This window comes from Saccharopolyspora gloriosae (assembly GCF_022828475.1).
Taxonomy (GTDB): Bacteria; Actinomycetota; Actinomycetes; order Mycobacteriales; family Pseudonocardiaceae; genus Saccharopolyspora_C; species Saccharopolyspora_C gloriosae_A.
The window spans coordinates 3,681,751-3,704,940 of the sequence record NZ_CP059557.1 but is presented as its reverse complement, the minus strand read 5'-3'; the positions used below and the strand labels follow the sequence as shown (position 1 = coordinate 3,704,940).

At 70.1% G+C, this 23,190-nt stretch carries 18 protein-coding genes; 6 read left to right on the top strand and 12 right to left on the bottom strand.

The window, feature by feature from the left end:
* Positions 1 to 97: 97 nt before the first annotated feature.
* The 5 genes from H2Q94_RS15895 to H2Q94_RS15875 form a co-directional block, all read right to left on the bottom strand.
* Positions 98 to 2,323 carry a thiamine pyrophosphate-dependent enzyme gene (locus tag H2Q94_RS15895; RefSeq protein WP_243787898.1) on the bottom strand — a complete coding sequence of 742 codons (2,226 nt, stop codon included), beginning with the start codon at positions 2,321 to 2,323 and terminating at the stop codon, positions 98 to 100.
* Complete coding sequence (locus H2Q94_RS15890) at positions 2,320 to 3,381, bottom strand: LysR family transcriptional regulator (protein WP_243787897.1); 1,062 nt, start codon at positions 3,379 to 3,381, stop codon at positions 2,320 to 2,322. The genes H2Q94_RS15895 and H2Q94_RS15890 overlap by 4 nt, the downstream gene beginning before the upstream one ends.
* A 4-nt stretch (positions 3,382 to 3,385) precedes the next feature.
* Entirely contained in the window at positions 3,386 to 4,561 is a 1,176-nt protein-coding gene (locus H2Q94_RS15885) for a Glu/Leu/Phe/Val family dehydrogenase (RefSeq protein ID WP_243787896.1), read from the bottom strand.
* A gap of 89 nt (positions 4,562 to 4,650) precedes the next feature.
* The gene (locus H2Q94_RS15880) at positions 4,651 to 5,793 is read right to left on the bottom strand and encodes an NAD(P)/FAD-dependent oxidoreductase (protein ID WP_243787895.1); all 1,143 of its coding nucleotides are present in this window, start codon (positions 5,791 to 5,793) and stop codon (positions 4,651 to 4,653) included.
* Entirely contained in the window at positions 5,790 to 7,373 is a 1,584-nt protein-coding gene (locus tag H2Q94_RS15875; RefSeq protein WP_243787893.1) for an aldehyde dehydrogenase family protein, read from the bottom strand. The genes H2Q94_RS15880 and H2Q94_RS15875 overlap by 4 nt, the downstream gene beginning before the upstream one ends.
* 372 nt (positions 7,374 to 7,745) lie before the next feature.
* On the opposite strand from H2Q94_RS15875, the gene H2Q94_RS15870 reads away from it, so the two are divergent.
* Positions 7,746 to 8,687 carry an ornithine cyclodeaminase family protein gene (locus tag H2Q94_RS15870; protein ID WP_243787891.1) on the top strand — a complete coding sequence of 314 codons (942 nt, stop codon included), beginning with the start codon at positions 7,746 to 7,748 and terminating at the stop codon, positions 8,685 to 8,687.
* 11 nt (positions 8,688 to 8,698) lie between these two features.
* Complete coding sequence (locus H2Q94_RS15865; RefSeq protein WP_243787889.1) at positions 8,699 to 9,496, top strand: serine hydrolase; 798 nt, start codon at positions 8,699 to 8,701, stop codon at positions 9,494 to 9,496.
* 1 nt (position 9,497) lies between these two features.
* Here H2Q94_RS15865 and H2Q94_RS15860 read toward each other — a convergent pair whose 3' ends face one another.
* Together H2Q94_RS15860 and H2Q94_RS15855 are read right to left on the bottom strand one after the other, a co-directional pair.
* A complete protein-coding gene (locus tag H2Q94_RS15860) occupies positions 9,498 to 11,051 on the bottom strand; it encodes an amidohydrolase (protein ID WP_243795727.1) in 1,554 nt (517 codons plus the stop codon).
* Positions 11,052 to 11,092: 41 nt separating this feature from the next.
* On the bottom strand, positions 11,093 to 11,986 hold the full coding sequence (locus tag H2Q94_RS15855) for a hypothetical protein (protein ID WP_243787887.1): 894 nt from the start codon (positions 11,984 to 11,986) through the stop codon (positions 11,093 to 11,095).
* A gap of 630 nt (positions 11,987 to 12,616) precedes the next feature.
* Between H2Q94_RS15855 and H2Q94_RS15850 the strand changes: the two genes are divergently transcribed.
* The 3 genes from H2Q94_RS15850 (at position 12,617) to H2Q94_RS15840 (ending at position 15,384) form a co-directional block, all read left to right on the top strand.
* On the top strand, positions 12,617 to 13,783 hold the full coding sequence (locus tag H2Q94_RS15850; RefSeq protein ID WP_243795726.1) for a Glu/Leu/Phe/Val dehydrogenase dimerization domain-containing protein: 1,167 nt from the start codon (positions 12,617 to 12,619) through the stop codon (positions 13,781 to 13,783).
* A gap of 330 nt (positions 13,784 to 14,113) precedes the next feature.
* Entirely contained in the window at positions 14,114 to 14,317 is a 204-nt protein-coding gene (locus tag H2Q94_RS15845; protein ID WP_243787886.1) for a cold-shock protein, read from the top strand.
* Positions 14,318 to 14,442: 125 nt separating this feature from the next.
* Complete coding sequence (locus H2Q94_RS15840) at positions 14,443 to 15,384, top strand: NAD-dependent epimerase/dehydratase family protein (protein WP_243787884.1); 942 nt, start codon at positions 14,443 to 14,445, stop codon at positions 15,382 to 15,384.
* Positions 15,385 to 15,754: 370 nt separating this feature from the next.
* Here H2Q94_RS15840 and H2Q94_RS15835 read toward each other — a convergent pair whose 3' ends face one another.
* The 3 genes from H2Q94_RS15835 to H2Q94_RS15825 all read right to left on the bottom strand — a co-directional run bounded on the left by H2Q94_RS15835 (position 15,755) and on the right by H2Q94_RS15825 (position 17,800).
* On the bottom strand, positions 15,755 to 15,934 hold the full coding sequence (locus tag H2Q94_RS15835) for a hypothetical protein (protein WP_243787882.1): 180 nt from the start codon (positions 15,932 to 15,934) through the stop codon (positions 15,755 to 15,757).
* Between the two features lie 59 nt (positions 15,935 to 15,993).
* Positions 15,994 to 16,767: an enoyl-CoA hydratase-related protein gene (locus H2Q94_RS15830; protein ID WP_243787881.1), complete on the bottom strand. Its 774-nt coding sequence runs from the start codon at positions 16,765 to 16,767 to the stop codon at positions 15,994 to 15,996.
* Positions 16,768 to 16,897: 130 nt separating this feature from the next.
* Entirely contained in the window at positions 16,898 to 17,800 is a 903-nt protein-coding gene (locus H2Q94_RS15825; RefSeq protein ID WP_243795725.1) for a TetR family transcriptional regulator C-terminal domain-containing protein, read from the bottom strand.
* 247 nt (positions 17,801 to 18,047) lie between these two features.
* On the opposite strand from H2Q94_RS15825, the gene H2Q94_RS15820 reads away from it, so the two are divergent.
* A complete protein-coding gene (locus H2Q94_RS15820) occupies positions 18,048 to 19,445 on the top strand; it encodes an MFS transporter (protein ID WP_243787879.1) in 1,398 nt (465 codons plus the stop codon).
* On the opposite strand, the gene H2Q94_RS15815 is transcribed toward H2Q94_RS15820, so the two are convergent.
* Positions 19,423 to 20,886 (bottom strand): amino acid permease, encoded by a 1,464-nt coding sequence (locus H2Q94_RS15815; protein ID WP_243787877.1) that lies wholly within the window; start codon positions 20,884 to 20,886, stop codon positions 19,423 to 19,425. The genes H2Q94_RS15820 and H2Q94_RS15815 overlap by 23 nt on opposite strands.
* 144 nt (positions 20,887 to 21,030) lie before the next feature.
* Complete coding sequence (locus H2Q94_RS15810; protein ID WP_243787875.1) at positions 21,031 to 23,145, bottom strand: catalase; 2,115 nt, start codon at positions 23,143 to 23,145, stop codon at positions 21,031 to 21,033.
* Positions 23,146 to 23,190: the final 45 nt, after the last annotated feature.

Genomic DNA, 23,190 nt, shown 5'->3' with positions numbered 1-23,190 from the left:
CTTTGAGCCCGCCGCGTGGCGGGCGGCTGCTCTGATGGTCAGTGCTGAGCGACCTGCCGCCGGACACGCGAGGTCGCGGGGTTCGCTGGTCCGCAGGTCATCTGGCCATCCCGCTCGGGCGCTGGAGCAGTTTGCGGGCGGCGTCCTCGATGCACTGCTCCTCCAGCAGCACGTGATGGGCGGCGTCCCCGAGCGGGATGAAGCTGTCCGCACTGGTGACGCGAGCGATCGAGCCGGTGAACCCGGCGTCGACCAGCGCGGTCACCACCGGTTCGGACACGCCGCCGGAGCGTCGCGTCTCGTCGGCCACCAGCACCCGTCCGGTCGCGGCCGCCGCGGCGAGCAGGTCCTCGGCGGGCAGCGGGCTCAGCCAGCGCAGGTCCAGCACTCGGACGCCGACACCTTCGCGCTCCAGGCGTCGCGCCACCCGCAGGCACCGCGGCAGGCCGTTCCCGAACGTCACCAAGGTCAACTCGTCACCGCTGCCGTGCGTGCGGGCGCTCCCGATCGGCACGTGGCCGTCACCGGGCGCCGGGTAATGCGCCGCCCAGGCGTTGTCGCCCGGGGCGTGGAGATGCCGCTCGTGGTATAGCGCGATCGGCTCCAGGAACACGCACACCCGGCCGTCCACTCGCGCCGCTGCGACGCACGTTCGCAGCATCGCGGCAGCGTCGTCCGGGCAGGAGGGGGAAGCGACCACCAGACCCGGGATGTCGCGCAGCGCGGCCACCGAGTTGTCGTTGTGGAAATGCCCGCCGAAACCCTTCTGGTAGCCGTAGCCCGCGATGCGCACCACCATCGGATTGCGGAACCGGCCGTTGGAGAAGAAACCCAGCGTGGCCGCCTCGCCGCGCAGCTGATCCGCCGCGTTGTGCAGGTACGCCAGGTACTGGATCTCCGGTATCGGCAGCATCCCGGCGAGACCCGCACCGAGTGCGGTACCGAGGATGCTCTGCTCGTCGAGCACCGTGTCGAACACGCGAAACCCGCCGAACGCGCGGCGCAAACCACGTGTCACGCCGTACACGCCGCCTTTGCCCGCCACGTCCTCGCCGAAGACCAGCGTGCCCGGATCACTGGCCAAAGCGTCGGCCAAACCTCGGTTGATCGACTCGGCCAGCGTGAGCGGCCCTTCCGATTCCGGCGCGGTCGAACCGAAATGCCGTGCGCGTCCCGCGCTCCGGTGCGCCGACCGGTCTCGCACCACGCCCGGGTCGGCCGGGGCGATGGCGGCCATCACCGCGGCCCGGTCGGCGAGTTTGGGGCGGGACAGCACCTCCTCGGCCACGCGGGCGACCTCGGCGCGGAACGACTCGTAGCGTTCGAGAACGGCGGCGGGCGAGCGGATGCCGCGCCGGATCAACGCTGTGGCGGTGGCGACCAGGGGGTCCCGGTCGTGATCGGCGAGGATCTCCGATCTGGTCCGATAGCTCGATTCCACATCCGATCCCGCGTGCCCCATCAACCGGACGGTGCGCAAGTGCAGCAGCGCGGGCCGGCGATGCTCGCGCACCCATTCCGCAAGTTCCGCTGCGGCGGCGAGGCAACCACTCGGATCATCGCCGTCCACTGTGGAGTACCTGATTCCGGGATGGTGCGAATACATGTGCGCCACCCAGTCGGGCGGGGTCCGCACGCTGATGCCGAGGCCGTTGTCCTCGCAGACCAGCAGCAGCGGCATCGGCAGTCCCTGATGCGCGCAGTGCGCGGCGGCGTTGAAAGCGCCGAGCGCGGTGGAGTGGTTCGCCGAAGCGTCACCGAAACTGCTCACCACGACCGAATCCGAAGGCCACTCGTGATCGACGCCCAGCCGTTCGGCACGGCCCAGCGCGAAGGCCAGCCCCATCGCCCGCGGAAGGTGGGAGGCGATGGTGGAGGTTTGCGGGATGATTCCGAGCTCGCCGTGACCGAACACCTTGTGCCTGCCCGCGGAGATCGGCTCCTCGGCCGAGGCGACCACCCCGAGCAGCACGTCCCGCAACGGGTCATGGCCCGGGACCTGCCGAGCGCGACGCAGGTAGAACGCGCCGGAACGGTAGTGCAACAGCGCAGGGTCGGTGGGGCGCAGCGCCGCCGCCACCGCTGCGTTCGACTCGTGCCCCGACGAGCCGATGCTGTAGAAGCCCAGCTTGCGTCGCCCCAATGCGCGCGCGGCGAAGTCGAGATGCCTGCTGCCCGCTTGTGCGTCGAACAGCGCCGACAGCTCCGCCGCGGAGCTCGCGCCGGGTTCAGCACCGGTGCCGGACAGCGCCGGGACCATGTCGGCCACAGCGGAGGTGAAGTGTTCGTCGATCTGCTCGATCCGATCACCGGTCGGGTTCATGACCGCTCCGTTCTGCCCAGCGGGCCGTCTTCCGAGGAACCGGCGTTGGTGCCGTGCCACCGAAGATCCGCGCGCCCCACCGGCGGCGAAGTCTGCATCTCGACCGGCTGGTCCCGCCGATGCGGCTCGGGCTGGTGTCCCGCAGCGGCCGGTCCCCAGAGCACGGCGAGTTCGGAACCGGCCCGCTGCAGGCAGTCCAGTGCGATCGGCAGCAGCGGATTGGTGTTCTCCTTGCGGTACAAGGTGCGCACCCGGCGCTGCGGTTGTCGCCCGGCGATGCGGGTGACCCGGACCGAGCCCGATCCGAGCGCCAGGCCGGGCAGCATCGCGACTCCCATGCCCCGGGCCACCAAGTCCCGGATGACCGAATAATCATTGCTGCGGAAGGTGATTCGCGGAACGAAGCCGCTCGTCGCCGCGAGCCGGATCAGCGATCGCGAACCGGCGGTGTCCCGGCGGGTGCAGATCCACGGTTCGTCGGCGAGTTCCTGCAGCGGAACCTCCCCGGCTCCGGCCAGCCGGTGAGTGCCGGGCAGCACGAGCCGCAGCGGTTCGCACACCACCTCGTCGACGCGCAGGTCGGTGGGCCATTGCCGCGGGTCCAGGTCGTACTCGAACACCACCGCCGCATCGAGCACCCCGTCGAGCACGCTGTCGACGACCTCGTCCGGTTCGCCCTCGTCGAGTTGCAGTTCGGCGTGCGGGCGCTGTTCGATCACGGCGGCCAGCACGCCGGGCAGGATTCGGGCGTTGGCGGTGGCGAATCCGGCCAGCCGCAGACTGCCCTCCTCGCCGCTGACCATCGCGCGGACCTCGCGCTCCAAGGACTGGAGCGCGCCCAGGGCGTCCCGGCTGCGTTCCGACAACCGGGACGCGAGCGCGGTGCATCGGGCGCTGCGCGCAGACCGCTCGAACAGCGGAGCCCCGACGGCACGTTCGAGCAGCGCCATCTGCTGGGACACCGCCGACGCCGTGTAGCCCAATGCCCGCCCCGCCTCCGCGAAGGAGCCGGTGCGCACGCATTCCTGCAAGGTGCGCAGGTGGATCGGATTGAGCATGTGATCAGCCGCCCGCACCGATCGTTTCGGCTTCGACGCTCGCGAGCCGGCCTCGCAGCTCCATCGCGGCGCGGACCCGGCTCTTCGCCGTGTCCAGGGCCGCGGTGTGCGGATCGACCCCGTGTTCCCGCGCGGCTCGCAGCACCAGCCGGGCGTTGGCCCGGCAGCGTTCGGCGACCTCGTCGAGGATGCGTTCCGGCGCAGGGCGGAACGCGGAACGACGTGCGTCCATCGCGAACCCGGCGGCGATGGCACCGCCCGCGTTGGCGATGAAGTCCGGCACGACGGTGACCCCGCGCGCCGCCAGCGCAGCACGCGCACCCGGCGTGGTCGGCAGGTTCGCGCCCTCCACGATGATGTCGGCCCGAACGCCGGCCGCGACGCGTTCTCCGAGTACGTCCTGGCCTGCGGCGGGTATCAGCACGTCACAGTCGACCAGCAACTCCTCGCCCCGCTCGAGGCGCTTCGCCGCCGGAGCCCCCTGCACGCACGCGTCGCCGTACTCGGCACGCCGCGCCAACCACGACGGCACGTCGAGCCCGTCTGCATCGTGCACTCCTCCGTCCACTGTAGACAACGCGACGACTTGGGCGCCCAGTTCGTGTAACCGGCGAACCGCCGCGGCACCGACGGCACCGAACCCCTGGACCGCCACGCGCACTCCCGCCATCGGCCGCTCGTGCAGTTCCAGCGCGGCGGAAAGGGCCGCGACCACCCCATGACCGGTGACGCCGAGTTCGTCGTAGGGCACCCCGCCCAGCACTTCCGGGACGCCCACCGCGGTGCCCCGATCGCCGAGCTCGTCCTGGATGATCGCCGCGTCCCGCTCGGTCATGCCCATGTCCAGGCCCGCGACGTAGCTGGCCGGAATCTGATCGGAGAGCTTCCGGGCGAACGCGCGCACGATCCGCTCCTTGCCGGGCGCCGACGGGTCGGCCACGATGCCCGCCTTCGCGCCGCCGTGGAACAAGTCGGCCGCCGCCCACTTCCACGTCATCACCCTGGCCAACCTGGCGATCTCGGCGACGTTCACCGTCGGGCTCATCCGGATCCCGCCCTTGCCGGTGCCACGGGCCGTGTTGTCGACCACGAGCACACCGCGCATGCCGCTGCGGGAATCGGAAACGCAGACGATCTTCTCGGGTCCCCATTCGTCGACCGACTGCAACAGATCGTTCACAGCTGCCTCCTGCGTGGTCCGGTGGAGCATGCGTAATCCGGGGCGGGCGTGCGATCCGGATGGGACGGCCGATCGGGCGGCCGCGGTGTTCAGACGAGATTGCGTTCGGGGCGGTGCGCTGCGCGTGCGAAGCGGTCGACGCTCAGCCCGCCGATGTCCACCTCGGGCGGGCGGCCGAGGACGAGGTCACGAACCACTTCACCGACGGCCGGGCTCTGCAGGAAACCGTGCCCGGAGAACCCCGTGGCGTAGAGGAAGCGGTTCACCTCGGTCGCCTCACCGATGAGCGCGTTGTGGTCCGGGCTCAACTCGTACAACCCGGCCCAGCGGTGTGCCGCCCCGATCGCGGACAGCGCGGGGGCTCGCCGCGCCACGGTGTCGGCGAGACCGTCGAGCCAGCGATCGTCGGTGTGCGGGTCGGCGGTCTCGACCGGATCCGGCATGCCCATCAGCAGGCCGGGGCCTTCGTCGTGAAAGTAGAAACCGGTGCTGAAATCGATGGTGAACGGCAGCCGCGCAGGCAGTCCGGGCACCGGTTCGGTGACCAGGATCTGCCGCCGCAGGGGCCGGACCGGCAAGTCCAACCCGGCCATCGCGCCCACTGCGGCCGACCAGGCGCCGGCCGCGCAGACCACAGTGGACGTGGCCACCGTCCCGGAATCGGTGCGCACACCGGTGATCTCGCCGTCGGACAGCTCGATGCCCTCGACGGCGCATCGGCGACGGATCCCGCCGCCGAAGCGTCGTACTCCGGCCGCGTAGCCCTGCACGACCCCATCCGGGGTGCAGTGGCCGTCGGTGGGGGAGAAGGCACCGGCGAGGATGCCGTCGACGGACACCAGCGGCGAGAGCTCACCCGCCTCGCGGGCGGTGAGCATCCGGCTGGGAACACCGAGTTCGTTCTGCAGCCGCACGGAATCCTCGAACGCGACCACATCCGCGGCGTCGGAGAGCAGGAACAGGTAGCCGTGCCTGCGCAGGTCGATCTCCCCGCCGGGCCGTTCGGCGAACCGCGCGAACGCCTGCAGACTGCGGGCGCCCAGCGCGATGTTGACGGGGTCGGAGAACTGCGCCCGCACCCCGCCGGCGGCCTTGCCGGTGCTGCCCGAGCCGAGTTCATCGCGTTCCAGCAGGAGCACAGCCGTTCCCGCTTCGGCGAGGTGGAAGGCGATGGAGGTGCCCACCGCCCCGCCGCCGATCACGACGACCTCGGCCCGGCCGGGCAGGCTCACGACGTGCCGCCCAGTTCGGGCGGCAACCGATAGCCGCGGTCCGGTTCGACGGTGGCGACGTCCATCTGCGCCTTCTGCAACTTCCCGGAGAAGTCCCAGTTCAACGACTGCCAGCGGGTGAACTGGTCGAGCACCCAGATGCCCGACTGGCGGCTTCCGTTGCCGGAGCGGCCGTTTCCGCCGAACGGAAGGTGCGCCTCCGCCCCGGAAGTCGAGTTGTTCACGCTGACCATCCCGGCGCCGGTGCCCTGGCGGAACCGGAAAGCCGTGGCGGGATCGGTGGTGTAGACGGCCGCGGAAAGCCCGTAACCGGGTGCGTTGCCCAGCTCGATCGCTTCGTCCAGACCGTCGAAGGTGCTCACACCGACGATCGGGCCGAAGGTCTCCTGGGTGAACACGTGATCATCGGGACGCAGCCCGTCCAGCAGCACCGGGTGGTAGAACAAGCCCGCTTCCGGATCGCCCTGGAACCCTTCGCGCGGAGCGGCGGCGTTGATCCGGCCGACCGCCGAGGACCCCAGCACCTGGTGGTGATCCGCGATGGTGTCCAGCACCGATTCGAAGCCGTCGGCGAACTTCTGGTCGAGCAGCGGACCGTAGAGCACATCACCGGCCGGATCGCCGATCGCGGCCGTCCGCAGCGCTCGGTCCAGCCTGCCGACGAACTCGTCGTGCACGTCGCGGTGCACGATCAGGTTCCCCAGCGAAGTGCAGCGTTGACCGGCGGTGCCCCAGCCGGAGAACAGCGCACCCTCCACCGCCAGGTCGAGATCCGCGTCCGCGGCGACCACCATCGGATTCTTCCCGCCGAGTTCCAGGCACGGACTCTGCGTGTACTTGCCGCACAGCGCGCCGACCCGCGATCCCACCGCGCTGGAACCGGTGAAGCCGACCTTGTCGACGAGACCGTCGCGCAACGCGGACTCCAAGCCGTCGAACGTGGCCTCCCCGTCGGCGTAGACGAGGTTCAGCACGCCTCGCGGAACGCCCGCGCGCCAGGCCAGTTCGGCCACCGCCCGTGCGGCCGCAGCGGCGTACTCGGCCGGTTTCCAGACCACCGCGTTACCGCACAGCAAGGCGGGGACCAAGTACCACGACGGCACCGCCACCGGGAAGTTGCCCGCCGTGATCACCATCGCGACGCCCACCGGCACCCGGAAGGTGAACAGCTGCTTGTCCGGCATCTCCGACGGAACGGTCTGGCCGTAGAGCCTGCGCCCCTCACCGAGGAAGAAGTCGCAGGTGTCGACGATCTCCTGAACCTCGCCGAGCGCTTCGGCGTAGGGCTTGCCGATCTCGCGAGTCACCAACCGGGCCAGCGACTCCTTGTTCGCCTCCACCAGCCTGCCGAGCTCCGCGACGACCCGGCCGCGCACCGGCGCGGGCACCTGCGCCCACTCCCGCTGCGCGGTGCGGGCCGCGTGCGCCGCCGCGCGCACGGTCTCCGGACCCGCCAGCTCCACCCGCGCGACCACGTCGTCCAGCCGGGCCGGGTTCCGGGACAGGTACTCCGTGGATCCAGCTCCGGCGGCCGCCTCGAGCGGGTCTGCTCCGATCACCGAACTCACCGTCGTCGACACCGTGGTCCACCTCTTCCTCGTTCGTGCGGGCGTGTGCTGTGCGGCCGGTACATCGCGGATCGCAGCGCGACCGGTCCGTTCCGTTCAATACCGTCGTGGCCTGGGACGGCCGGTGGTCGCAAGGGTTTCGGGCTGCCGGGTCGGGGAGTCGTCGTTCTGCAGGGGCGGCCGATGCGAGCCGGACCGGACGAAGTTGATGTGTGCGCCCGGTCACGAAACCCACGGTAACCGCGCAGGCGTTCGAACATCGAGCATCAGAAGAGTGATTTCCTGGGTTTCTGAGCATCAGCGAAGCTATCGCTCAGCAACGATCACCACTGCCGCCCGCCTACCGTGTGCGAGGTTGCGGGAGCAGCGAGCTGGGAGGCACGAATGACGAGCACGTGGACGGACGCGGACGTGACCGCCGCGCTGGACCTCGACACGGCGATCCGCTCGCAGCGCACCGCGTTCGCAGCGCTGGGCGAGGATCGCGCACGGCTCGCCCGGAAGACGTCGGTGCCCAGCGGCACCGGAACCGCGCTCGGCTACCTCGGCACCGTGTCCCCGGAGCACGGCGCGGTGAGCAAGCTCGTGTCCGCGCATCCGGGCAACGCCGAGCTGGGGCTGCCGGTGATCTCGGCGACGGTGCTGGTGCTCGACGCCGAGAACGGCCAGGTGCGGGCGGTCATGGCGGGCACCGCGCTGACCGAGCTGCGCACCGCGGCGGGCAGCGCGGTCGCCATCGACGTCTTGGCGCCGGAATCGGCCGGAGGCCTGGCGGTGCTCGGTTCCGGGGTGCAGGCCCGGGCGCACGTCCGCGCCATCGCCCGGGTGCGCGCCCTGCGGACAGTGCGCATTCACAGCAGGGACCGCGAACGGCGGGAGACCCTCGCACGCGAACTCGCCGCCGAACTGGGCGTCGACGTGCGGGCCGCCGACACCGCGGAGCAGGCGGTGCGCGGCGCCTCGCTCATCGCCGCCTGCACGCTGAGCACCGAACCGGTGATCACCGCCGACCTCGTCGAGCCGGGCGCGACGGTGGTGTCGGTCGGCAGCTTCGAACCGCACCGCCGCGAGGTCGACGAGGAACTCGTCCGGCGCTGCGACCTGGTCGTCGTCGACGATGTGGACACGGCCGTCCACCACGCCGGGCCGATCGTGCGCGCACTGGAACGCGGGGACACCGACCGCGCACGGCTTCGCTCGCTGGGCGAGGTGTTGACCGGGCGCGCGCCGGGACGGACCGACCCGGCGCAGCTGGTGTTCTACAACAGCGTCGGAATCGGCATCCAGGACGCCGCCGCCGCGCACGCCGTGCTCGGAACGCTGTGAGGGGGAGTCGGATGGGTTTCGCGGAACGGCTGGAGTCCTCGCTGGACGAGGCCCGGCGAGAGTTCCCCGGCCGCGTCGGGTTCGCCGCGTGGGACCTGGACGAGCGGATTCCGGTGCTGGCCGGAGCGGACCGCGAGGTGCATCCGGCCAGCACGATCAAGGTGCTCATCATGATCGCCGCACTGCGGGCGGTCCACGAAGGACGGTTCACGCTGGACACCACCGTCCCGCTTCCGTCGCAACGCGCGGGCGGCTCCGGGGTGCTGCGCGAACTGCCCGGCGTGGACCGTCTCACGGTCGGTGATCTGATCACGCTCATGATCATCATCAGCGACAACGCCGCGACGAACGCGGTGATCGATGCCGTCGGGTTCCCCGCGATCGCGAGCTGCGCCACCGATCTCGGCTGCGTCGCCACCAAGGTCGAACGGCGGCTGATGGACGTGCACGCGCCGGGGAGCAACAGCACTTGCGCGCTGGACCAGGCGCGGATCCTGGACCGGCTCGCGACCGGCCGGGCGCTACCGGTGCAGCTCACCGTGCACGCGCTGGACGTGCTGTCCCGCCAGCAGATCCGAGACCGGCTCCCCGCCTCCTTGCCGGAAGGGGCGCGGTGTTGGAACAAGACCGGCGAGATCCAGGGTTCCCGCCACGATGTGGCGTTGATCGGGGACGACCGGCCGCGCGCGGTGGTCGCGGTGCTGGTGGACGAGCTCACCGACGAACGATCCCGTCGCGGCGCCGAACGCAGCCCGGTGCACGATCGGATCGCCGACCTCGGCCTGCGAGTGTTTCAAGCGATCGGGTGACTCAGCGCCGATGCACCACGGCACCATCCACAATGGTCAGATCGACTCGGGTGCGCCCGATTTCCGGACCGGGCAGGGAGAACGGGTCGCGATCGAGCACCACAAGATCGGCCGCCTTGCCCGGTTCGAGCGACCCGGTCTCGGCCGCGAACCCGTTCGCCCGAGCGCTTCCGCGCGTGTGCGCCGTGAGCGCGGCCCCGAGTTCGAGCGACTGCTCCGGCAGGAAAGGATCCGCCTCGCCGCCCGGTTCGCAGCGATTCACCGCGGCGTGCACCGCTGCCAGCGGCGCGATATCGGAAACCGGCCAGTCGCTGCCCGCCGCGAGGGGAGCCCCCGCCTCGTGCAAGGACCGAAACGGGTATTGGCGCGCGGCGCGTTCGGTGCCCAGCCTGGGAATCGTCAGCTCGGTCATCGCCCCGTCGTTGATCGCCCAAGCCTCCTGAACGTTCGCCGTGACCCCGAGTTCCCGGAACCGTGCAACGTCCTCCGTCCGGATCACCTGCACGTGCGCGATCTGGTGCCGCAGGCCGGAACCCGGTGCGGCGGCGACGGCGTCCAGCGCATCGCGCACGGCACGATCTCCCACGGCGTGGAAGTGAACCGAAAATCCCTCGGCGGCGAGCCGCCCGACCACCTCCCGGAGTTCGGGGGCCGACAAGTGCGAGAGTCCGTTGCGCCGCTCGCCGAGGTAAGGCCGCACCATCGACGCCGTCCGGTTCTCGCACACGCCGTCGATCATCAGTTTGACGTGGTCCGCGCGGAACCGGGCGCCGCGTGCCAGCTCCCGGCGTTCGACCAGGTCCGGCACCTGTTCCGGGCCGCGGCGGCGATCCCACCACAGCGCGCCCTGCACGCGTCCGCTCAGCAGGCCCGTCCGGTCGAGCGTCCGATAGGTGTCGAGGATGTCGGCGTGCCCGAGGTAGGCGCCGACGATCGCGTCCTGCCACCCCGTGACGCCGTGGGCGTGCAGCAGCCGCTGCCCCTCCAGCAACGCCGCCCGGTACTCGTCCGGATCCGGGGCGGGCAGCGCGCGAGCGACGAGATCGGCGGCGCCTTCGTGCAAGGTTCCGGCAGGGCGGCCGCGGGCGTCCCGCTCGATCCACCCGTCCGGCGGATCAGGGGTCTGTGCGTCCACGCCCGCGAGCCGCAACGCGGCCGTGTTCACCCACGCGCTGTGATGATCGCGGTTGACCAGGTACGCCGGACGGGAACCGGTGACCCGGTCGAGCGCCTCGGCGGTCGGCGCACCTCCCGGGAAGTGCGCCGAGTCCCAGCCGCCGCCCAGAACCCATCGGCCGTCGCCCTCGTGATCGCCGATCACTCGGAGGCAGTCGGCGGCGTCCGCCGCCTCCATCAGGTCGCAGCGCAACCGGAGCAGCCCGCCGAACACCGGATGCGCGTGCGCGTCCTGGAAACCGGGCAGCAGGAGCCGCCCCCGCAGCTGGATCACCTCGGTCCGGTCGGTGATCAACGCGTCCACGTCGGCCGATCCCAGCGCGACGATGCGACGGTCCCGGACCGCGAGCGCATCCGTGTGCGAACCGGTGGCGTCCATGGTGGCCACCGGGCCGTCCACGAACGCCAGGTCGGCGCCCGTCAGCGATGCTCCTCGCCGGTGATCACCGATACGGCGAGCTCACGCAGGTGCTCGTCGACCGCCGGCACCCTGAACCCGGAGCGGCGGATGTGCGAGACGAGCTCCGCGTCCGGTGGCACCCCGTGCGTGCGCAGGTAATAGCCGACCGCGCCGGGCCAGATCCACTGGCCGTCGGTGTGGAAGGTCAGCGGTACCGACGCGGGAGCGGCCGGGTCGAGCTGATCGGTGTCATAGCTGCGCGCCGCCAGGACGACGGGCGCGCGGTCGAGGTAGTCGGCGAGACCGGTGAACTCGTCGACGCCGACTTCGGGACGGTCCACCCTGGGGCGCCCGGTTTCGTCGACCGCGTCGAAGACCTCCGCGGTGCGCAGCGCGGGCGCGCGGGTGGCGGTGCCCGTCGCGTCCGGGACCCCGGCGTGGTGCGCGAGCCAACCGGGGATGTTCACGCCCGCTCGGGGGTAGGTGCGGAGTTCGGCGGCGAACGCCTCGGCGGGCGGCGTGCGCTGCCAGGCCGGCTCGTAGTCCCCGTTGAAGTCCACGCTGTAGCTGCTGGGGCGCTGCAATCGGTACAGCGCGCTGATCCAGGTGCCCCGGTCCGGTTCGTGCATGCCGTGGCGGAGCCGGGCGAACAGTTCCGCGACCTCCGCGGGCACGGCCAGCGGAATCGGCGTGCCGTTGGGCGCGAGCAACCGCGCGGAGATCTCCGAGTGCGCGCCGACCGCGCGGTACTCGACGGTCACCTCGCTCCACGCGGGCGGCATCGAGCGCAGCAGCACCCGGCCCACGTCTTGGATGAGGTTCTGCTGCGCCGCTTGATCCAGCGCGCCCGGCGGACCCTGCGGATCCGGTCGGTGGGGGCCGGCCCCCTGCTCGGGGAGTCCCGGTTGGCTCATGCCTGCATCCTCCCAGTCCGTGCACGGGGAGCGGAGCCGATTCTCCGAACTCGTACCCGCGCGACGCCCTGCCTTTACCCGCGCGAAGTCTGACTCCGACGCGGTGAACAACTGCCGCGCCCAGAGCTTAAGACCCCGGACGAGTGAGTGTCGGCGCCCAGTTGCCGGTATTGGCAGGATCTTCGATTAGCCTGGTCAGAGGCTTGCTGGTAGGTCACATCGAGGTTTCGCCGTGAACTTCGGATGACGGCGTGAATGTCGGATACGACGATTGTTGACAATAAATCCAGCGCGGGTTTAGCTTCGAGCCATCGCCAGCGAGACCCGGAGGTGACCATGCGGGCCAACGAGTACGGCCTTCCCCGTCCCCTCCGCTGGCTGTCGTCTTCATCGCTCTGGCTGCGACATTAGAGACCGGCCACCGCCGGCAGGCGGTGGTCACTCCGCAGCGCGTGCGGCCGGCCGAACTCGGACCCCGTGGGATCTCCCCTGAGCGATGCCTGGAATCCCTCGGCCGGAACACGCCCCTTCTGTAGGTAACTCTGGTGGGCGCCGACCTTGTGCGCCCATTTCTTGCACTGCACTTGGGAGGAGGTTCGGCCGGTGGCACTTGTGGACTGTGACCCGCTGATGAGGGTGACCTGGACAGATCCGGTGACGGGAAAGCACGGATACCTCGTCGTGCACACTCTGGTGTCCGGCTTGGCGACCGGCGGAACCCGGATGCGCGCCGGATGCACGATGTCGGAAGTGGAGGACCTGGCGCGGGGCATGGCCCGTAAGACCGCCGTGTTCGATCTACCCGTCGGTGGCGCCAAGGGCGGCATCGACTGCGACCCCAAGGACCCCCGGGCGCACGGTGTGCTGCGCCGATTCGTCGGGGCCATGCGGCCGTGGATCGACGCGCATTGGGTGACGGCCGAAGATCTCGGCGTGCCGCAGCACCTGATCGACGAGGTGTTCGTGGAGGCCGGGCTGGAGCAGTCGTACCACGCCGCTATCCGCCGGGCTCCCGACGTCGAGCACACGCTGCGCCGGGTCCGCGCGGGCCTCAACGCCCCGGTCCCCGGTGGGTTGCTGCTCGGTGATGTCGTCGGTGGCTACGGCGTGGCGCAGTGCTGCCTCGGCGTGGTGCACGCACGCAGCTGGGACCACGGCAGCACCACCGTCGCGGTGCAGGGCGTGGGCACCATGGGCGGCGGCGCCGCCTGGTACCTGCACGAGGCCGGGCTGAAGGTCGTAGCAGTGGCGGACGCGGCCGGCTCTCTCTACCACCCGGACGGGCTCGACATCCCGGCGCTGCTGGACGCCAGGGACCGGTTCGGTGAGATCGACCGCGATCAGGTTCCCGCCGATGTGCAGCGGCTGCACAGGGACGCGGTGCTCGCGGTGGACGTCGACGTGCTGATCCCGGCCGCGGTGTCCTACGCGATCACGCCGGAGCGGGTGCCTGAGGTGGCCGCGAAGGTGATCATCGAGGCGGCGAACACGCCGATCACCCCGGAAGCCGAGCAGGTGCTGGCCGAGCGCGGGATCCCGGTGATCCCCGACTTCGTGGCCAACTCCGGTGCGGTCGCCTGGGCGTGGTGGTTGCTGCTGGGGCGAGTGGACGCGGACCCGGTGCTCTCGTTCAGCGTGCTCCGCGAGGAGATGTTGGCGAAGATCCCGCCGCTGATCGCGGCCTGGGACGCGGAGGGGACCACACCTCGGACCGCGGCCCTGCGGCTCGCGGACTGGCAGACCGAGCAGAACAAGGTGGCCGAGGCGGAAGGGCGGTTGCTGGTCAGCATTCCGTAGCTCGCCGAGTCCAAGCCGAAACGTGCGTGCCATCCCGTCAAGGGGTGGCACGCACGGGCATTTCAGGGAAATCGTCAGAATAGGGATGGGCGTTACATCGATCTCAGGCCGCCACAACTTCGGGTGACAAGTGTGTGACAACCCGCGTTCGGGGTGCTAGCGTGAGTCGTGGTTGCAGTTTTGGTTCCCAGAAGTACTAAAAAGTGCCTGCGATACAAGTGTGGCGCAGGCACTTTGTTGTGCCGTAGGCCGTTCGGCCCGGGTGATCATCTCGGCGACTTGGGGTTGACGCAGTGTCGGCCCTGGCCATCCGAAGTAGGAGTAAAGAGAATGGCTACCGGTACCGTTAAGTGGTTCAACGCTGAAAAGGGCTTCGGGTTCATCACCCCCGATGGGGGCGGTTCCGATGTGTTCGCCCACTACAGTGCGATTGACGCCTCCGGTTTCCGCACGCTGGACGAGAACCAGCGCGTGGAGTTCGAGATCGCCCAGGGCCCGAAGGGTCCGCAGGCTTCTCAGATTCGCGGCATCTGAGTTCAGTCGACACCGCGAGAGGCCCACGCCTGCCAGGCGTGGGCCTCTCGCATGTTCGTAGTGGGTGTTGACGGCTTCGCGGTAGGCTTCGCTCCCCGCTGATGTCGATCTCTGCGAGGTTCCGAGTGCCCCTTCGTGTGTTCGTCGCCGGTGCCACCGGCGTGGTCGGAAGGACGTTGCTGCCCAGGCTGCGGCAGCGGGGACACCACGTGACGGCGCTGCTGCGCACCGCAGGCCGTGCCCAAGGCGTCCCCGGTGCCGACGAGGTCGTGGTGGGCGACGTGCTCGACCTGCCGCGCCTGCGCACCGTGGTGCGGGACGCCGAGCCGGATGTGGTGGTGTCCCAGGTGTCCGGGTTCCGCGGGCCGGACTACGACGACGCGCTCGCCCGCACCTCGCGGCTGTGGGAGGACGGCACCCGCAACCTCGTGGCCGCGGCGGCGGACGCGGGAGTGCGCCGGGTGGTGGCGCAGAGCATGGTCGCCGCGTACTGCCCGAACGGGCACGACGTGCTCGACGAGGACTCTCCGCTGTGGATCGACGCTCCCGGGCGTTGGGGTGAGGCGGTGCGGGCGGTCGCGGGCATGGAGCGGGCGGTCGTGGACCGGACGGACCTGGAGGGCGTGGTGCTGCGGTACGGGTCGTTGTACGGCCCGAACACCTGGTACGCGCCGGGCGGGTTGGTTCACGAGCAGGTTCGAGGCAGCGCGTTGCCGCTGGTCACCGACGGTGTCGGGCTGACGTCGTTCACGCACGTGGAGGATGCGGCCAGCGCGGTCGTCGAAGTGCTCTCCGCCGGCGAGACCGGGACCTACAACGTGGTGGACAACGAACCGGCCGAATGCGCGGAGTGGTTACCGGCCTACGCCAGGATGATCGGCGGCCCGGCACCGTTGTCGCTGACCCTGGACCAGGCCAGGGCGCAGCTGGATTGGCTCACCGTGCACCGGCTCACCGAGCAGCGGGGAGCGACGAATTTCCGGCTTCGGGAGACGCTCGGCTGGCGGCCGGGTTGGCCCAGTTGGCGGGAGGGATTCGCGACGATGTTCGGCCTGTGGCCGGGCTGAAGCGTCGCGCTACTTCGTGCTGGAAATGGCGAGTGCTCAGGGTACCCGAACGCCTTGCGCGAGTGGGCCGGAACGTACTCGGATTTCGGTCGATCCGGTACGTCCGAATGCCGACGGGTGATCACGGTTAAGTGAATCGACCCGGATTCCCTCAATTTCTCCGAGAGCGTACGAACCGGCCACTTCGTGGAAAGTTCCGGAAGGAACTTGTCCCAGGTGATTCCGATGCGGTAGGCGGCCCGCATTCGGCGGGTGGGCGACCTGGTGCGCCACTTCATCGGTGCGGCGCGCGAATGCCGCAGCGGGGGATCGATCCGAATCGGTGCGGTCGCGCGCCGCGATGCCGTGAACCGGGGGAATGCCGGATCGCTCAGCTCCGGTCGTAATCCTCGTCGTCGGGAACGTCTCGGTGCTGATCCGCGAGATCCGCCGAGTCGGCCTCGCCCACCTCGTCGGCGGCGGCAGTGCCTGCCGTGACGTCTTCGGTGACCGGATCCGTGGCGTGCCTGGCTTGTTCGGCGGCGTCGGCTTCCGGCGTCTCGGAGTCCATGGCGCGCTCCTTCCAGTGGTTGGGCGACCTGCGGCCAACCGTATCGGGCGCCGCGCGGTTCAGCCCCCGAGCGGGGGGAAATCCGGTCGGCGTCGCTCGTGGAAGCTGCGCACGCCCTCGCGGACGTCCGGCCGGTCGAAGGCGGCGATCATGCGGTTGTTCGCGTCCGCGCTCGCCGTCTCCAAGCCGCTGTCCAGGCCCGCGTAGATCTGCTCCTTGATGTCGGCCATGGCGGCCGGGGAACATTCCGTGGCCAGTGTGCGCGCGTACTCCAGCGCCGCGGCCAGCACCTCGTCCGCGGGCAGGACCCGATCGACCAGGCCCAGCGCGTGCGCCTCGCTGCCCAGCAAGGTGCGGGCCGAGAGCATCAGGTCGAGCGCGGTGCCCGCGCCGACGAGCTTGGGCAGCAGCCAGGAGATGCCGTGCTCGGCGACGAGCCCGCGACGGCTGAACGCGGTGGTGAACTTGGCGTCCTCCGCGGCGAAGCGCACGTCGGCGAACAAGGCGGCCACCAGGCCGATCCCGGCGACCGGACCGTTGATCGCGGCGATGATCGGCTTCCGGATCCGGATCGACAGCGAGACCGCCCGCTCGTCACCGTCCCGTTCCGGCGCCGCGTCCAGCGCGGACAGGTCCGTTCCGGCGCAGAATCCGCGGCCCGAACCGGTGACCACCACCGCCCGCACCGTCGGATCGCCGTCGGCTTTCTCCAGCAGGTCGAAGTAGCGCCGCCGCATGCTCGGAGTCCAAGCGTTGAGTCGCTCCGGGCGGTGGAACGTCAGCAGCAGTACCGCGTCGCGGTGCTCGACCAGGATCTCATCGTCCTCCGGCACCTGATCACCTCCGTGGCGATGTGCCCTCGGAAACTACCGAGCGGGACCGAGTGGTTCAACCGGGCAAACGAGCGACCCGCATGCTCACCAGGTGATCACGACCAGTGATCGAACCGGATGAGGTTGCTGCTCACGCGGGGGTGCCGGAACCGTGGTCACCGACGACGTCGCGGCCGATGAAGTCGTGCAGGACCTGGCGCATCCGCCGCACCGAACGGTCCGGGCGGCCGGTGAGGACCCCGATGCCGAGTCCGTCGATCAGCGCGGTCAACCGCACCGCCAGCTCCTCCGCGTCCCCATCGGTGAAGACCCCTTGGCGCTGGCCCTGGAGGATCGTTCGCGCGATCGTGTCGTGCCACCGGGTGTAGGAGTCACCGTGCAGGACGCGGAGCTCGGGACGCAGCGCGCTCTCGTTCCACACCTGCAGCCAGATGGACCACTCCCGGCGCAAGCCCGGCGATTCGGGCAACTGCAGCTCGACCAGCCGCAGCAGCCGCTGGTGCGCGTCGTCGATGCTGTGCAGCTCGGCGACCTGGCGGTCGAAGGCCTGCCGCACCGAGTGCCGCAGCGCCTCGGTGAGCAGGTCGTCGCGACCGGGGAAGTGGTAGTGGATCGCGGCCGCGCTGACACCGCAGGCCTCGGCGATGTCGGCGACCCGCACCGCGTGGAAACCGCGTTCGGCGATGAGCTCCCAGGCGGCGTCGAGTATCTGCTGGTAGCGATCGCCACCGGCGCGCTCCGGTGGGCGGGCCGCGCGGCGCGGGGCTGCGGCGACCGTCTCCGCGTCGTCCCTGCCGTTGATCAGCCAGTTCACCGTGACCTGGCCGATTTCCGCGATGCGGGTCAGTTCCACCGGGGTGAAGCGTCGGACGCCGGTCAGCGACTTCGAGAGTTTGGTGGCGTCGAGCCCGATCCGGTCGGCGAACGCGCGGTGGCTGTGCGGATAGCCGGCCACCACCTCGCGGACCCTCGCGCGCAGCGCGGTGGGGTCGGAATCGGCAGCGTGCTCGGCGGATGTGGGTTCGGAGGTCATCGTTCTGGGCGGCTCGTCCGGGCGTCGCAGGATCATCGGGGGTGTGGTGCGGCGTCCCCTTATCGCCGGATCGGCCGTCCGGCGCCGTGACCACGCACGATCAGGACGCTACCAGCGAGACCGGCCGCCTCGTGGCCCTTCCGCTCTGGGACGTAGAACCTCAGGGTTCCTTAGCATCAGTGGCGTTCACGCGCTCGGCCCCCTCTGCTTCGTCCCCGCCGTCGGCCACCGTCAGGATGTGGGGGTGATGGGAACAAGTACCTCGCAGCGCTGGCAGGCGCTGGTGGTGTGCCTGCTGGCGGGGTTCATGACCCTGCTCGACGTCAGCATCGTCAACGTCGCGCTGCCGTCCATGCAGCAGGGCCTGGACGCTCCGCCGGTCGCGCTGGGCTGGGTGGTGTCCGGGTACGCGCTCACCTTCGGGCTGGTGCTGGTGCCCGCAGGCAGGCTCGGCGACGATCGTGGCCGCAGCCGGATGTTCATGCTGGCGCTGCTGCTGTTCACCGTGGCCAGCGCCGCCGCCGGGTTCGCGGAGTCGTCCACGTGGCTGGTCGTGTCCCGGCTCGTCCAGGGCGTGGCGGGCGGCATGCTCAACCCGCAGGTGCTGGGACTGATCCAACAGCTGTTCCAGGGCAGCGCGCGGGCCAAGGCCTTCGGCCTGTTCGGCGCGGTGGTCGGGTTGTCCACCGCGATCGGGCCGCTGCTGGGCGGGCTCATCATCGAACTCGCGGGCAGCGAGCAGGGCTGGCGCTGGGTGTTCTTCGTCAATGTGCCGATCGGCCTGGCCGCGCTGGTCTTCGCCGCACGGGTGCTGCCGAAGGACGAGGCGACGGAGGGCGCGCGCAGTCTCGACCTGATCGGTGTCCTGTTGCTCGGCGGTGCCCTGCTGGCCTTGCTGCTGCCGCTGATCGAACGGGAGAGCGGCAGCGGGCCGCCGTGGTACCTGGTGCCCGCCGCGCCGGTGCTGCTGGTGCTGTTCGTGCTGTGGGAACGCGGCTACCGCAACCGGGGGCGGGAGCCGATCATCGACCTCGGGTTGTTCGGCATCCGCAGCTACAGCTTCGGGTCCGCCCTGGGCCTGCTGTACTTCGCCGGGTTCACCAGCATCTTCTTCGTGCTGGCGCTGTACTTCCAGCGCGGGCTGGGGTATTCGGCGCTGGAAACAGGGCTGGCGATGACTCCGTTCGCTCTCGGCTCGGCGGCGTCATCCGCGCTGAGCAGCAGGTTGGTGAACCGGTTCGGGCGGTCCCTGGTCGTGTTGGGACTGGTGGGCGCGCTGGCGGGGCTGGTGGTGACGGACCTGGTGCTCGCCGGCGGGCCGGGATCTGCCGCCGGGCTGCTGGTCGCGGCCCCGCTGCTGGTGGCGGGGGTCGGCAGCGGCCTGGTGATCTCGCCGAACCAGACCGTCACCCTCGCCAAGGTCGACTCGGCTCGCGGCGGCACCGCGGCCGGGATCCAGCAGACCGGTCAGCGGCTCGGCACCGCGATCGGCACGGCCACGGCCTCGGGCCTGTTCTTCAGCGCGCTCGCGGTCGGCGGCTACGATGCCGCGATCTCCACCGGTCTGCTGGTCGCGGTCGGCTTCGTGGCACTGGCGTTGCTGCTCGCCGTCACCGAGCAGCTCATTCTGACGCGTCGCCGGTGAGCGGGGCGCCGGTCGCCAGGCGGGACTTGCGGTAGCCGTACGCCAGGTAGATCGCCAAGCCCAAGGCGAGCCAGACGGCGAACCGCGCCCAGGTGAGCACGCTCAGGTTCGACATCAAGTACAGGCAGGCGATCGCCGTGAGCACCGGCAGCACCGGCGACCACGGCATCCGGAACGGCCGTGGCAGGTCGGGCTTGCGGTGGCGCAGCACCGGGATCGCGATGGCCACGATGACGAAGCCGGAAAGCGCGCCGATGCTCACCATGTCCGCGAGCTCCGAGATCGGCACAAAACCACCGAGCAGCATCACCAGCACGGCGCCGCCGATCGTCACCCGGTGCGGAGTGCCCCACTTCGGATGCACCTGGGACAGCTTCGGCGGCAGCAGCCCGTCCCGGCTCATCGCGAAGCCGATCCGTCCGATCGTCACCAGCTCCACCATCATCACCGAGGTCAGTCCGGTCACCGCGCCCAGCGCGATGACCGCCGCCACCCAGTGCGCGCCGACGGAATGGAACGCGGCGGCCAGCGGCGCGGCCTCATCGATCTGCGTGTAGTCGACCATCGCGCTGAGCACCAGGGCCACCAGCACGTACAGCACGGTGCACACCACGAGGCTGCCCAGCAGTCCGATCGGCAGGTCCCGGCGCGGGCGCTTGGTCTCTTCGCCCAGGTTGGCCAGTGCCTCGAAGCCGGTGTAGGCGAAGAAGACGATCGCGGCCGCCGTGAGCACGCCGCCGAACCCGTACATCGACTGCTCCATGCCCAGCGCCGCCGACACCAATGGCTGTTCCAGGACGCTCGCGCCCTGCTCGGCGGGCTGCGCGGGCGGGATGAACGGCGTGAGGTGCGCGCCGTTGAAGAAGAACAGCCCGGCGACGATCACCAGCACGCACACCGACACCTTGACCACGACCAGCCCGTTGGTCAGCCAGGACGACTCGCGGATGCCCAGGACGGCGACGATCGTGAGCACGCCGATGATCAGAATGGCGCCGATGTTGATCGTCGCCTCCTCGCCGAACCACTCCGGTGGCAGCCCGAGCAGGCTGGAGACGTAACCCGACCAGCTGCGGGAGACCACGGCGGCGCCGAGGGCGAACTCCAGCAGCAGGTCCCACCCGATGATCCAGGCGAAGATCTCGCCGAGCGTGGTGTAACCGTAGGTGTAGGCGCTGCCCGCGGTCGGCACCGCGGCGGCCAGCTCCGCGTAGCACAGCGCGGCGAGCGCGGCGACGACACCGCCCACCAGGAACGCGAGCACCACCGCCGGACCGGCGTGCTCCTTGGCTTCGATGCCTGCCAAGGTGAACACGCCGGTTCCGATGATGATGCCGATGCCGAAGCCGACCAGGTCGACACCGGACAGCCGCCGGGACAGCCCGCTGCGCTCGGTGCGCTCCAGCACGTCCTCGACGGGAAGGGTTCGCAGAACACTCACGGGACCGCACGTTAGAACCTCCCGGGGCGGAAAGCGAAACCTCATCCGTGGCGTGACTGAGTCGGTATCGGATCCACATGCGCACACCGCCGATCGGTGCAACGGATGCGGCGACCGGCAGATCCCCGCTCGGGAAGCCGCGCGTCAGGCGACCACGTGCGCGGTGTCCCGATTCCACACGCGGTGCCCGGCCAGCACAGTGGCGAACTCCGCCATGAACTCGTCGGGCAACGCCCCGCCGGTGGCCGCGGCGGTGATGACGCCCTTGTCGGACACCACTCCGTCGCCGTCCCCGGCGTGCCGCACGCCGTCCACCCCGGCGCGCTGCAGCAGCGCCAGCCCCTCATCGCTGGCCGCGACGGGTTTCGCGTGTTTGAAGGCCTCCGCCACGAAGTGCACGGTGTAGCCGTCGGCGGACAACGCCCGAACGCTGGCGCTGCCACCGGGCACGATGACCCCGTCGTAGAGCGCCGAGGACATCGTCGCGATGGCCCGGTCCACCCGGACGTCGCTCTCGTCGGCGCCGCGCACGGCGCCGTCGCGGGTGCCGAGGACCTCGGCGGTGGCGCCGCGTTCAGCGAGGGCGTCGCGGATCTGGTCGACCTCGGCGCGATCGACGCCGTCGGAGACGAGCACCGCGACCTTGCGGCTCACGATGGTGTCGCTGACCGAGTGCGACTGGCTCAGCGCGGGGGAGTGCTTGCCGTGGTTGGGGCCTGCCGGGGCCGTCGGCGGCGTGACCCCGACGCCTTCGGCCACGGCGACCGCGAGATCGTGGTCCACCTGGTTGATCTGTGCCACGGACGCTTCGCGCACGTGGTGGTGTTCGACCTTGCCGAGTTCGAACCGGAACGCGGCGATGATGTGCTCGCGTTCCCACGGCGCCATGCTGTTCCAGAACATCGTGGCCTGCTGGTAGTGGTTCTGGAAGCTCTCGCTGCGCTTGCGGATCTTCGCGCCTTCCACCTTTTCCTGGTAGTGCTGGAAACCGCCGTTGTCGGCGCCCGCGATGACCGGGCAGCCGCCGCCGAGGGTGTTGTTCGAGTAGCTTGTCTGTCCTTTGTGGATGCGCTGTTGCTGGAAACCGTCGCGCTGATTGTTGGCGACCTCCGCGACCGGGCGGTTGACCGGGATGTGCGCGAAGTTCGGCCCGCCCAGCCGGATCAGCTGGGTGTCCAGGTAGGAGAAGTTGCGCGCCTGCAGCAGCGGATCGTTGGTGAAGTCGATGCCCGGCACCAGGTTCGCGGTGTGGAAGGCGACCTGTTCGGTCTCGGCGAAGAAGTTGTCCGGGTTGCGGTCGAGCACCATCCGGCCGACCGGTCGCACCGGGACCTCTTCCTCCGGGAGGAGCTTGGTGGCGTCGAGCAGATCGAAGTCGAAGTCGTGCTCCTTGGATTCCTCGATCAACTGCACACCGAGCTCCCACTCCGGTCCCTGACCGGCCTCGATGGCTTCCCACAGGTCGCGGCGGTTGAAGTCGGGGTCCTTGCCCTGCACCTGCTGGCATTCCTCCCACACCAGCGAATGCGTGCCCAGCCGCGGCTTCCAGTGGAACTTCACGAACGTGCCGGTGCCCTCGGCGTTGACGAAGCGGAACGTGTGCACCCCGAATCCCTGCATCATGCGGTAGCTGCGCGGCAGCGCGCGGTCCGACATCAACCACATGATCATGTGCATCGTTTCCGGTTGCAGCGACACGAAATCCCACAACGTGTCGTGCGCCGACTGCGCCTGCGGGATCTCGTTGTGCGGCTCCGGTTTCACGGCGTGCACGAAGTCGGGGAACTTGATGCCGTCCTGGATGAAGAACACCGGCATGTTGTTGCCGACGAGGTCGTAGTTGCCCTCCGCGGTGTAGAACTTCGTCGCGAATCCGCGCACGTCGCGCACCGTGTCCGCCGAACCGCGCGAGCCCGCGACCGTGGAGAACCGCACGAACACCGGCGTGCGCCGCTGCGAGTCGGTGAGGAACTTCGCCGTCGTGTAGTCGGCGAGGCGGTCGTCGTAGGCCTCGAAGTAGCCGTAGGCGCCTGCGCCGCGAGCGTGCACGACCCGCTCCGGGATGCGTTCGTGATCGAAGTGGGTGATCTTCTCGCGTGCGTGGAAATCCTCCAGCAGCGTGGGGCCGCGTTCACCCACGCTCAGGGAGTCATCGGTGTGATCGACCCGCAGGCCCTGCTGGGTGGTCAGGTAGGTGCCCTCCGGGTCCTGGCGGACACCGTCGAGTTGTTCCTGCTTGTCGTCGTGCTGAGAAGCCATGCCGACCTCCGGGAGCGGATACGCCTGTACCCGCTGGGTGCCCGC